The sequence below is a fragment of the Streptomyces sp. NPDC057543 genome, from assembly GCF_042801895.1.
Lineage (GTDB): Bacteria > Actinomycetota > Actinomycetes > Streptomycetales > Streptomycetaceae > Streptomyces.
Genome location: NZ_JBHVFF010000304.1, coordinates 1 through 9,978, shown reverse-complemented (window position 1 = coordinate 9,978; position 9,978 = coordinate 1). Strand labels below are relative to the sequence as shown.

The 9,978-nt window shown below is 71.4% G+C and carries 10 protein-coding genes and 1 pseudogene; 3 read left to right on the top strand and 8 right to left on the bottom strand.

The genetic code is table 11. The annotated features are described in order from the left end of the window. The 3 genes and pseudogenes from ACFU8Q_RS34575 to ACFU8Q_RS34565 all read left to right on the top strand — a co-directional run. On the top strand, window positions 1-727 hold a 727-nt coding region (locus ACFU8Q_RS34575), incomplete at its 5' end, for an alpha/beta hydrolase (RefSeq protein ID WP_384462010.1). Beyond that, the gene (locus tag ACFU8Q_RS34570) at window positions 727-939 is read left to right on the top strand and encodes a hypothetical protein (protein ID WP_384462007.1); all 213 of its coding nucleotides are present in this window, start codon (window positions 727-729) and stop codon (window positions 937-939) included. The genes ACFU8Q_RS34575 and ACFU8Q_RS34570, both read left to right, overlap by 1 nt. Before the next feature lie 18 nt (window positions 940-957). After that, a pseudogene (locus ACFU8Q_RS34565) lies at window positions 958-1,743 on the top strand (MBL fold metallo-hydrolase); the annotation flags it as partial. On the opposite strand, the gene ACFU8Q_RS34560 reads toward ACFU8Q_RS34565, so the two are convergent. The 8 genes from ACFU8Q_RS34560 to ACFU8Q_RS34525 all read right to left on the bottom strand — a co-directional run bounded on the left by ACFU8Q_RS34560 (window position 1,706) and on the right by ACFU8Q_RS34525 (window position 9,973). Beyond that, the gene (locus ACFU8Q_RS34560) at window positions 1,706-3,367 is read right to left on the bottom strand and encodes an FAD-dependent oxidoreductase (RefSeq protein WP_384462004.1); all 1,662 of its coding nucleotides are present in this window, start codon (window positions 3,365-3,367) and stop codon (window positions 1,706-1,708) included. The pseudogene ACFU8Q_RS34565 and the gene ACFU8Q_RS34560 sit on opposite strands and share 38 nt — an antisense overlap. Further along, window positions 3,364-3,618 (bottom strand): hypothetical protein, encoded by a 255-nt coding sequence (locus ACFU8Q_RS34555; RefSeq protein ID WP_384462001.1) that lies wholly within the window; start codon window positions 3,616-3,618, stop codon window positions 3,364-3,366. The genes ACFU8Q_RS34560 and ACFU8Q_RS34555 overlap by 4 nt, the downstream gene beginning before the upstream one ends. A 435-nt stretch (window positions 3,619-4,053) precedes the next feature. Beyond that, entirely contained in the window at window positions 4,054-4,551 is a 498-nt protein-coding gene (locus ACFU8Q_RS34550) for a flavin reductase family protein (RefSeq protein ID WP_384461998.1), read from the bottom strand. Then, window positions 4,539-5,432, bottom strand: coding sequence for a VOC family protein (locus ACFU8Q_RS34545; RefSeq protein ID WP_384461995.1), 894 nt, complete (start codon window positions 5,430-5,432; stop codon window positions 4,539-4,541). The genes ACFU8Q_RS34550 and ACFU8Q_RS34545 overlap by 13 nt, the downstream gene beginning before the upstream one ends. A gap of 30 nt (window positions 5,433-5,462) precedes the next feature. Further along, window positions 5,463-6,323, bottom strand: a complete 861-nt coding sequence (gene hsaD / locus ACFU8Q_RS34540) for a 4,5:9,10-diseco-3-hydroxy-5,9,17-trioxoandrosta-1(10),2-diene-4-oate hydrolase (protein WP_384461992.1) — start codon at window positions 6,321-6,323, stop codon at window positions 5,463-5,465. A 13-nt stretch (window positions 6,324-6,336) separates the two neighbouring features. Next, window positions 6,337-7,503, bottom strand: a complete 1,167-nt coding sequence (gene hsaA / locus ACFU8Q_RS34535; RefSeq protein ID WP_384461989.1) for a 3-hydroxy-9,10-secoandrosta-1,3,5(10)-triene-9,17-dione monooxygenase oxygenase subunit — start codon at window positions 7,501-7,503, stop codon at window positions 6,337-6,339. Window positions 7,504-7,560: 57 nt separating this feature from the next. Then, entirely contained in the window at window positions 7,561-8,124 is a 564-nt protein-coding gene (locus ACFU8Q_RS34530) for an FAD-binding protein (protein WP_384461986.1), read from the bottom strand. 229 nt (window positions 8,125-8,353) lie between these two features. Beyond that, window positions 8,354-9,973, bottom strand: a complete 1,620-nt coding sequence (locus tag ACFU8Q_RS34525) for a FadD3 family acyl-CoA ligase (protein WP_384462013.1) — start codon at window positions 9,971-9,973, stop codon at window positions 8,354-8,356. Window positions 9,974-9,978: the final 5 nt, after the last annotated feature.

Here is a 9,978-nt window from a genome sequence, read left to right as displayed (position 1 = left end):
CTTCCACGGCGGCGGCTGGGTGCTGGGTGGCCTGGACACCCATGATGGCCTCTGCCGCGAACTGGCCGCCCGTACGGGTGCGGTGGTGGTGTCGGTGGACTACCGCCTCGCCCCGGAGCACCGCTTCCCGTCCGCGGCCGAGGACGCGTACGCCGTCACCGCCTGGGTGTCCGCGAATGCGGCTCGACTGGGCTGCGACGCCGGCCGGCTGGCCGTCGCGGGCGACAGCAGCGGCGGCAATCTCGCGGCGGCCGTGACCCTGATGGCCCGGGACCGCGGCGGTCCCGGCATCGCGGCTCAACTGCTGGCGTACCCCGTTCTCGACCACCGGATGGCGACCCCCTCGTACCGTACGTACGGCACGGGCTTCTTCCACACGTCGGCGCACATGCGCTGGTACTGGGAGCAGTACCTGGACGGCGGAGGGGACGGCGCGCACCCGTACGCCTCCCCCGGCCTCGCATTCGACCTGACCGGTCTTCCGCCGGCGGTCGTGGTGCTCCCGGAGTGCGATCCGCTGCGCGACGACGCTCTTGCCTACGCGCGGCGCCTGGAAACGGCGGGCTCCACTCCGCAGGTGCGGGTGTGGCCCGGTACGTTCCACGGCTTCCTCGGCCTGGGCAGGCTGCTGCCGGAGGCCGACCAAGCGCTCACCGAGGCGGCGCACGCCCTGCGAACCGTACTCGCGCCCTCCCCCACGACCTTCCAACCGGGAGGCGAGCTCTAATGAACCAGCGCACACCCCAGTGGAGAGAGCCGGGCGTGTACGAGGTGCTGCCCGGCATCCACCGCATCCCGCTGCCCCTGCCCGGCGACGGGCTGCGCTCGGTGAACGTCTACGCCGTCGCCGAGGGCGAGCACGTCGTCCTGATCGACTCGGGCTGGGCGCTGGTCGAGAGCCAGGAGCAGCTCGCCCGCGCCCTCGACGCGATCGGCTAAGGACTACAGGACGTCTCGCAGTTCCTCGTCACCCATCTGCACCGCGACCACTGCACGCAGGCGGTGGCTCTGCGACGTGCGTTCGGCACGCCGATCGGCCTGGGGGCGGGCGAGCGCCCGGCGCTGGAGTGGCTGATCCGCGATGTGCCGCGGCGCCCGGTGAGCCAGGTCGCGCAACTGGCGCGCTGCGGGGCCGGCGACGTTCTCGCGCAATTCGCGGCGCTGCCGGAGGACACGACGGTGGACGACAGGACGTGGGAGCTGCACGACCGGTGGCTGGAAGGGAGCGTCGAGATTCCCCTGACCACCCGCACGCTGCGGGCCATCCCGCCCCCGGGCCACACCCAGGGTCATGTGGTGTTCCTGGATTCGGCGGCGGGGGCGCTGTTCTCCGGAGACCACGTGTTGCCTCACATCACCCCGTCGATCGGCTTCGAGGTGGATCCCGGTAACTCGCCGCTCGGCGACTGCCTGGCCTCGCTGCTGCTCGTGCGAACGATGCCCGACGTACGGCTGCTGCCCGCACACGGGCCGGTCGCCGACAGCGTGCAGGACCGGGTGGACAAGCTGTTCGACCACCACGGGGCGCGGCTCGACGCCACCTTGGCCACCGTGACAGCCGGGGCGCACACGGCCGCGCCCTCGGTGAGCAGCCGCAGCACGGTCGCCCGACCGATGCCCGAGCCACCGCCGGTGACCAGGACCCGCCGTCGCTCGAAGCGCCGCATGGTCTGCTCCTGTTCCTGGTGTGGTGTCTGCGCACGGGTCATGTGCGGGCGATGTGGTCGACCGCGAGCCAGCTGAACGTCATGGCGGGGCCGATGGTCGCGCCGGGTCCCGGGTACGTCTCGCCCATGACCGCGGCGGAGACGTTGCCTGAGGCGTACAGGCCCTCGATCGCCGCCCCGTCCTCCCGCAGCACCCGGGCCGTGGCGTCGGTGACCAGGCCGCCCTTGGTGCCGATGTCGCCGGGGTGCACCGGGACGGCGTAGAACGGGGCCTTGTTCAGCGGCGCCAGATTGGGGTTGGGCAGCTTCGGGTCACCGTAGTAGCGGTCGTAGACGCTGTCGCCGCGGCGGAAGTCCGCATCCCGGCCGGCGCGGGCGAAGCCGTTGAATCGGTCCACGGTGGCCCGCAGCCGCTTCGGGGCGGCGCCGATCAGCCCTGCCAACTCCTCGACGGAGCCGGCCTTCTTCACGAAGCCGCTCTCCAGCCACGCCTTGGGGAACGCCTGGCCCGGGAAGAGGCCCATGAAGATGTAGCGGGCTTTGGAGGTGGCGTCGAGGATCAGCCAGGACGGCACCGTGGTCGCCTCGGGCCTGTCGGCCGCATACATCGCGTCGACGAACTCGTGGTAGGGCGCAGCCTCGTTGGCGTAGCGCTCGCCCGCCGCGTTGACGATCGCCATGCCGGGGATGCCACGGTCGGCGACCAGGAAGAACGGCCTGCTGCCGGGCGGCACCACGGACGGCGCGCCCCACATCCTGTCCATCAGGTCGACGGCGGCGCCGGCGGCGATGCCCAGTTCCAGGGCGTCGCCGGTCTGCCCTTCGGGGGTGGAGCTCCACTCGACGGAGGTCGGCGACGGCAGGTACTTCTCGCGCAGTTGCTGATCGTGCGAGAAGCCGCCGGAGGCGAGCACCACACCGCCTCTCGCTCGGATGGTGACTTCCTGGCCGCCACGCGTGACACGGACGCCGGCGATCCTCCCGCCGTCCTGAACCAGTGCGGTCAGCGGGGCGGACAGCCACAGCTCGCCGCCGAGCCGGTCCAGCGAGTGCCGCATCCGGGCGATGAGCGCCTCGCCGAGGGAGAGCAGCTTCCTGCCGGTGACGAAGGCCCCCACTGCGCGGGCGCCGACCTTCACCGAGGTCCGCCTGCCCGCCCAGGTGCGGGCGACCATGTTCAGCCGCCGGAAATCTCTGGAGGTGATGGTCAGTCCGTACGTGGGCAGTCCGGCACGGCGCAGGGTCGCGCGTTGCTCGTGCGGAAGCTTGTTGAGGTCGAAGATCTCCGGTTCGATCGAGCGGCCCTGCGGGTAACCGCCGAGCCGCTCCGGGTAGTAGTCGCAGTAGCCGGGGGTGTAGGCGAACCTCACGTCGGTGCGGTCGTGGAACTCCCGCACCATCCGCGGCGCGTGCTCGACGTAGGCGTCCTTCCGTTCGGCGGGGACGCGGTCGCCGACGGTGGCGTCCAGGTAGGCGCGGGCCTTCTCCGGGGTGTCGCCGAGACCGGCGGCGTCCAGGTGGAAGTTGTTCGGCACCCAGATCGCACCGCCGGACAGGGCGGTCGTGCCGCCGTAGCGATCGGTCTTCTCCACCACCAGGGCGGACAGTCCGCGGAGGCGGGCGGTGATGGCCGCGGCCATCCCGGCGGCGCCGGAGCCGACCACCACCACGTCGTACGTGTGGTCCCACTCGGTACTCATGCGCGTGTGCGGTCCTCTCGGTCGAGGGGGTTCAGCGGGTTCGGCGGGCTGTGACGCGGGCGTCGGTGAGGACTGACGGCGTCGTCACGATCCGCCGCGGTGGCCGTCAGCCGGTTTCCGTCGGGGGTGTCCCGGATGTGCAGCCGCAGGATCTCGCCGGGGAAGAACACCCCGGCGAAGCGCGTACAGCCCTGTGCGACGCGGTCGGCGTCGCCGCCCAGGAGGTGGTCTGTGACGGCCTTGACCGCCACTCCGAAGGTGCACAGCTCGTGCAGGACGGGTCGGTCGTGGCCTGTGCGGCGACGGCAGGGTCGGCGTGCAGCGGGTTCCAGTCCACGGCGAGCCGGTAGAGCAGCCCCTGCTGAGGGGGGGTCGGAAGGCCCGGCACCAGGTCGGGTTCGCGGTCCGCTCGTGTCCTTCGTAGACGTAACGGAGTTCACCGGGGTCGGTCTCGGGACGCCCACGCCCAGCGCCAGGTGGTAGAGGCGCACGTCGCGGTCGTCCCAGGCCGCGGTGGCGCGCACGGACGGGCCGGAGGTCACCTTCTCGACGTCGATCGGCATGGGCGGGTTCCTTCGTGCTCGGTTCGCGGCGGTGTACGACTGTGTTCAGCGACCTCGTTCCGGCGCTGGGCGGTGGTGTTTCAACGGATCCGCCCAGGCGGTCAACGGCTGTGCCGGCTTGGTTCAGTTGGCGAACACGCCGGTGGCGTAGCGGCTGCGGAAGTAGAGCAGGGGCCGTCCGTCCTGGGCGGCGAGGTCGACGACCTCACCGGTGATGATGTAGTGGTCGCCGGCTTCGTGGACATCCGCCAGGTGGCAGTCCACGGTGGCCAGGGCGCCGTCGATGCGGACGGTGTCGTGCTCGCTGACGCTCCAGGGCACGTCGGCGAACTTGTCGGGGCCGCTGCGGCCGAGCGCGGCGCAGGTGGCCTGCTGGTCCTCGGCGAGGATGTTGACGCAGAAGCGGCCCGCCCGCTCTATCCTCGGCCAGCTGGTGGACGCCTTGCCTACGGCCAGCATGACCAGCGGCGGATCGAGGGAGAGCGAGGCGAAGGACTGGCAGGCGAACCCGACGGGCTCGGTGTCGTCCAGTCCCGCCACCACCGTGATGCCGCTGGCGAAGCGGCTGAGGACGTCGCGGAAGACGGCCGCGTCGATTCGCGGGGCGTTCAGCCGTTCCACTGGTGGCCCCAGAAGCTGTCGGCGGTGATCTCCTTGGCCACCCAGGTGGCCGGGTCGACGACCAGGCCGTCCCAGCCGTACTCCACCTGGAAGCCGCCGGGCGCCTGGGCGTAGAAGGAGACCATGTGGTCGTTGGTGTGGCGGCCGAGGCTGGAGGCGATCGGGATCCCGGCAGCGTTCATGCGGTCCAGGCCGCGGCCCACGTCGTCGAGGGTCTCCAGCTCGACCATGAAGTGCACGATGCCGGGCGGCAGCGCGCCGGGGTAGAGGCCCAGGCTGTGGTGGCGGCGATTGGGGCTCAGGAAGTGCATCCAGTGGAAGTCGCGCTGTTCGGCGGCGGTCGGGACGGCCTGCGGCGGCAGCCTCATGGAGTCGCGCAACTGGAAGCCGAGCAGGTTCTCGTAGAAGTCCAGCGCGGCGTCGATGTCCGGCACCGGCAGCACCACATGGCCCAGGCCCAGGTCACCGGTGACGAAGCGGTTGCCGTACGGAGTTCCGAGGGGGGTGTGGTCCTGGGCCTGGCCCCAGTAGATCTCCAGCGGATTGCCGCAGGGGTCGCTGGTGTGGATCAGGCCGCGGACACGTCGCTCGGCGAGTTCGGCGACGTCGGCCGGCTTTGCGGCGAAGCCCGCGGCCTCCAGCTCCCGGCCGGCCAGGTCGAGCGCGGCGGCGTCGGCAACCTCCCAGCCGGCGGCCAGCAGCCGGTCGCTGTCACCGGCCTGGATGACGATGCGGTGGGCGCGGTCGTCGATGCGCAGGCAGAGGGTGTCCTCGGTGGTGCCGGAGGCCTCCACCATGCCGAGGACGCCGAGCGCGTAGGTGCGCCACTCGGCGAGTTCGGTGGTCTCCAGGCGCAGGTAGCCGAGAGCACGGATGTCCATGGTCGTTCTCCTTCGGTGCGGCGGTGCGGTTCAGTGGGTGAGGAAGTCGAGGGCGAGCCGGTTGAACTCGTCGGCCTGCTCGGCCTGCGCCCAGTGGCCGCAGTGCGGGAAGACGTGGAGGCGGGCGTTCGGGATGGCCTTCAGGGCGACCAGCGCGCCGTCCAGCGGGTTGACACGGTCCTCGCGTCCCCAGGTGAGCAGCACCGGGTGGGTGATGCGGTGGGCGTCGCGCCAGAGCATCCAGTCCTCGGCCCAGGCGGGGTTGGCGAAGGCTGCACTCATCCGGGCGCTGCCCAGCCTGTTACCGGGGTCGGTGGCCGAGGCCCAGCGCTCCTCGACCAGTTCGTCGGTGACGATCGACTGGTCGTACGCCATCACACCGAGGAAGGCGCGCAGTTGCTCCTTGGTCGGCTCCGGTGCGGCGTTGAACTCGAACAGTCGCTTGATGCCCTCGGTCGGGTCGGGGGCGAAGAGGTTGACGGAAACGCCGCCGGGGCCCATCAGCACCAGCTTGCCGACCTTGTCCGGATGGTTCAGGGCCATGCGGACGGAGGTACCGCCGCCGAGCGAGTTGCCGACGAAGTGCGCCTGGGCGATGCCCAGTTCATCCATCAGGGCGGCAACGGCGTCGGCGCTGTAGCTGAAGTAGTCCTTGTCGAGTTCCGGCTTGTCCGAGCGGCCGAAGCAGGGCTGGTCGACGAGCAGCGTGCGGAAGTGCGCGGCGAAGACGGGCAGGTTGCGGCCGAAGTTGGACCAGGCGGAAGCGCCGGGCCCGCCACCGTGCAGCATGATCACAACCGGACCGGTCCGGGGGCCGGCCTCGTGGTAGTGCAGCGTGAGCCCCGCGGCCTCGGCGGTGCGGGAGGTCGATGCGTGGGTGAGCTCTGCCATGTGCGACACCTCTTCAGGCCATGGGGTCTTGGATGTTCATGCCGAGCGCGCTCTGCCCGAACATCTGCAGCGCCCGCTCGGGGTCGTTGGCGGCGTGGCCGCGGCCGGTGTGGGCGTCGCGCCAGGCGCGCTGGACGGGGCTGGGACCGGTGCGCATGGCGCTGCCACCGGAGTTCTCCATCAGCAGATCGAGGGCGGCGACGGCCCGCTCGGTGGCCATCACCTGGTCCCGGCGGGTGCGGGTGCGCACGGACATCGGGATCTCCTCGCCACGGCGGGCGAGTTCGTACATGTCGGTGATGTTGCGGGACAGCTGCAGCCAGCTCGCATCGATGTCGCCGGCGGCGCGCGCGATGCGGACCTGTGCGAACGGGTCCTCGGCGACCTTCTGGCCGTAGGAGACACGGAACCGCTGCCTGGTCGCCTCGACGTAGGACTCGTACGCGCCCTCGGCGATGCCGACGATCGGGGTCGAGATGGTGGTGGTGAACACACCGGCGTACGGCAGCCGGTACAGCGGCTCGGGATTGAGTTCGTGGCCGGGCACCTTCAAAGCGGTGACCGGACCGAAGCTCAGCGCCCGGTGGTCGGGGACGAAGACATCCTCGACGACGACGTCGTTGCTGCCGGTACCACGCAGGCCGACGGTGTCCCACACGTCGTCGATACGGAACTCCGAGCGCGGGATCAGGAAGGTGCGCATGTCGACCGGGTTGCCCTCGGAGTCCGGCACCAGACAGCCGAGCAGCGCCCACTCGGTGTGGTCGCAGCCGGAGGAGAAGTGCCAGCGGCCGGAGAGTCTGAACCCGCCGTCGACCGGGACGGCCGTACCGGTGGGGGCGTACGAGGAACAGATCCGCGTCTTGGGATCCTGGCCCCACACCTCCTGCTGGGCGCGCGGGTCGAACAGGGCGACGTGCCAGGGGTGGACGCCGACCACCGAGGCGACCCAGCCGGTGGAACCACAGGCCTTGGCGATCTCCTTCACCGCGGCGTAGAAGACGGCCGGTTCAGCGGCCCGGCCGCCGAACGCCTCGGGCTGGAGCAGTTGGAAGAAGCCGGTGGCCTCCAGTTCCTTGACGGAGGCATCGGGCACGCGGCGCAGCGACTCGGCCTCGGCCGCGCGCTCGCGCAGGGTCGGTGCGAGGGCGCGGATCGCTGCCAGCACATCTTCGGCCATGAAAACTTCCCCTCTCGGGCGGTCGTGGTGGCGGAATTGGCAGGACCGTACGCTCCACTATTCCGGAACGAAATAGGCGGCTCCCACTGAGCGGGAAGGGCATTCGCGCGGGGGCTGGTGTCCGGCGAGGACGAAGCGCGGGCGGGCCCGCCGTCGCTTCGGCGGCAGCGGGTCGCCGTACGGGCCCGGCGCGGCGCCATCCTCGCCACCAGCAGCTTCACCCACAACGAGGCGACGCCGGCCGCGCATGCCCCGCTGCTGCTGGGCCGCCCGGGTTCGGTGGCCGAGGAGCACGACGGCATCGTGGTGCAGGTGTCGCAGGCGCTCGACGCAGGCCCTCGCCCGCCGCGGCGCGGTGGCGTCGCCGACCACCGAGCGGAAGTAGGCGCGGCCGAGGTCGGCGGAGTCCTTCAGGCCGCCCCGTACCTGGGCGGGGTTGCCGGGCAGCCATAGGCCGGCGCCGGCGTAGGCGGTGGTGCCGCCGAAGTACCCGGTCTTCTCGATGACCAGGGTGTCCAGGCCGCGGGCCGCGGCGCCGTACGCGCCGGTGAACGCACCGCCACCGGATCCCACGACCAGTACGTCGCACTCCTGGTCCCAACTGTTGTGTGTGTTCGCCATCTCGTCCCTCGGGTCAAGTGGTTGGCTGGTGTGGGCCGGGCGGCGGCCGGGAGGGCGTGGCGTACGCAGCGCAGCGGGCGCGCGGCGGTGCGCTGGGACGGTCGCGGTGTCGCCGCGCGACGAGTGTGCGCGGTCGGGGCGACGGCGGCCATCGCAGATTCTCCCGATGAGCGGGAAGTCTGCGGGGCGGGGTTTTCGCGTCGTCGCTCGAGCAGCTTCGATGTCGGGCTCAGGACGCCGACGACTCCCGTGCCATGCGCCGCAGCTCCGCCTTGAGAATCTTGCCGCCGGCGTTGCGCGGCAGGTTGGGCACGGCGTGGAAGTGGCGCGGGACCTTGAAGTTCGCGAGCCGTTCACGGGCCCAAGTGGTCAGCTCCGCCGCATCGGGCTCCGCTCCCGCGGCGGGGACGTAGAAGGCGACGCCGACCTCGCCGAGGCGCGCGTCGGGGGCGCCGACGACCGCGACGTCGGCAATCTGCGTGTGGCCGCGCAGGACGTTCTCCACCTCGGCGGGGTAGGCGTTGAAGCCACCGACGATGTACACGTCCTTGAGGCGGTCGGTGATGGACAGGTAGCCGCGTTCGTCGAGGACGCCGATGTCACCGGTGTGGAGCCAGCCGTCCGCGTCGATGGTGCGGGCCGTTGCCTCGGGGTCGTCCAGGTAGCCACGCATCACGTTGTAGCCGCGCACCACCACCTCGCCCGGTTCGCCGGGCGCCGGCGGGGCGCCGTCGGCGTCCACCACCCGGACCTCGGTGCCGGGCAGGGCCGGACCGGCGGTGGTCGCCACGGTCTTCGCGTCCGCGTCCGGTGGGCAGACGCAGACCACTCCCGTGGACTCGGTGAGGCCGTAGGCGCTGAAGACGGCCGGGATGCCCAGCTCTGCGCGGACCTGTTCGATCAGCTGCGGGCCGACGCCGCTGCCTCCGGCGCCGGCCAGGCGCAGCGCCGTCAGGTCGTGCTCGGCGCGCCGGGGGTGGTTGAGCAGGCTGTGGAAGACGGTCGGCGTGGCGAGCAGCACGCTGACCCGCTCCTTCGCCAGTCGGGGCAGGATCCGCTCCAGGTCGAATACCTCCTCGGGGATCATCGTGACCCCCTTCAGCAGGCAGGCGACGATGCCTGCCTTGTAGCCGAAGACGTGGAAGAACGGGTTGACGAGGAGATAGCGGTCCCCGGTGCGCAGGGTGACCGCGCGGGACCACTCCTGGAAGACCCGTATCGTCCGGCCGTGGGTGGTCATCACACCTTTGGGGCGTCCGGTGGTGCCGGAGGTAAAGAGGATGTCCGCCAGATCGTCGGGGCGGACGGCGGCGCTGCGGGCGGCCCTTTCGGACTCCGGCACGCCCTCGCCCGCCGCGAGGTAGTCGGCCCAGCCGAGTGTGCCTTGTGCGGGCTGTCCGCGCAGCACCACCGTGCCGCTCAGCCGACCCAGGTCCTCGCCCGCGTCGCGAAGCATCGCCACGTAGTCCGTGCCGAGGAAGCCCCGCTCGGTGAAGAGCAGCCGGGCGCCGCTGCGCCGGATGATGTCGGCGGCCTCGGCGGCCTTGTAGCGGGTGTTGAGGGGGACGAGGACGGCGCCGACGGACACGGCGCCGAGTACGGCGGTGATCCACTGCCGGGTGTTGGGCGCCCAGACGGCCACCCGGTCGCCGGGTCCGATGTCCTGGGCGATGGCGGCCCGTGCGCAGGCGGCGATCTCGTCACGGAGCCGGGCGAAGCTCCAGCGGACCTCGTCGTCGACGAGCGCCTCCTGCCCGCCGTAGGAGTCCGCGGCGAAGTCGGCGAGCTGCGCGAGGGTGACGGGGGCCGGTGGGTGTGCCGCTGACGGGTCGTTGAACACGCTGGTGATACCTC

What these genes read in the sequence shown, in the direction of transcription:
- ACFU8Q_RS34570 (WP_384462007.1), top strand. Translation starts at nt 727, where the DNA reads ATGAACCAGCGCACACCCCAGTGGAGAGAGCCGGGCGTGTACGAGGTG.
- ACFU8Q_RS34560 (WP_384462004.1), bottom strand. Translation starts at nt 3,367, where the DNA reads ATGAGTACCGAGTGGGACCACACGTACGACGTGGTGGTGGTCGGCTCC.
- ACFU8Q_RS34545 (WP_384461995.1), bottom strand. Translation starts at nt 5,432, where the DNA reads ATGGACATCCGTGCTCTCGGCTACCTGCGCCTGGAGACCACCGAACTC.
- hsaD (WP_384461992.1), bottom strand. Translation starts at nt 6,323, where the DNA reads ATGGCAGAGCTCACCCACGCATCGACCTCCCGCACCGCCGAGGCCGCG.
- hsaA (WP_384461989.1), bottom strand. Translation starts at nt 7,503, where the DNA reads ATGGCCGAAGATGTGCTGGCAGCGATCCGCGCCCTCGCACCGACCCTG.
- ACFU8Q_RS34530 (WP_384461986.1), bottom strand. Translation starts at nt 8,124, where the DNA reads ATGGCGAACACACACAACAGTTGGGACCAGGAGTGCGACGTACTGGTC.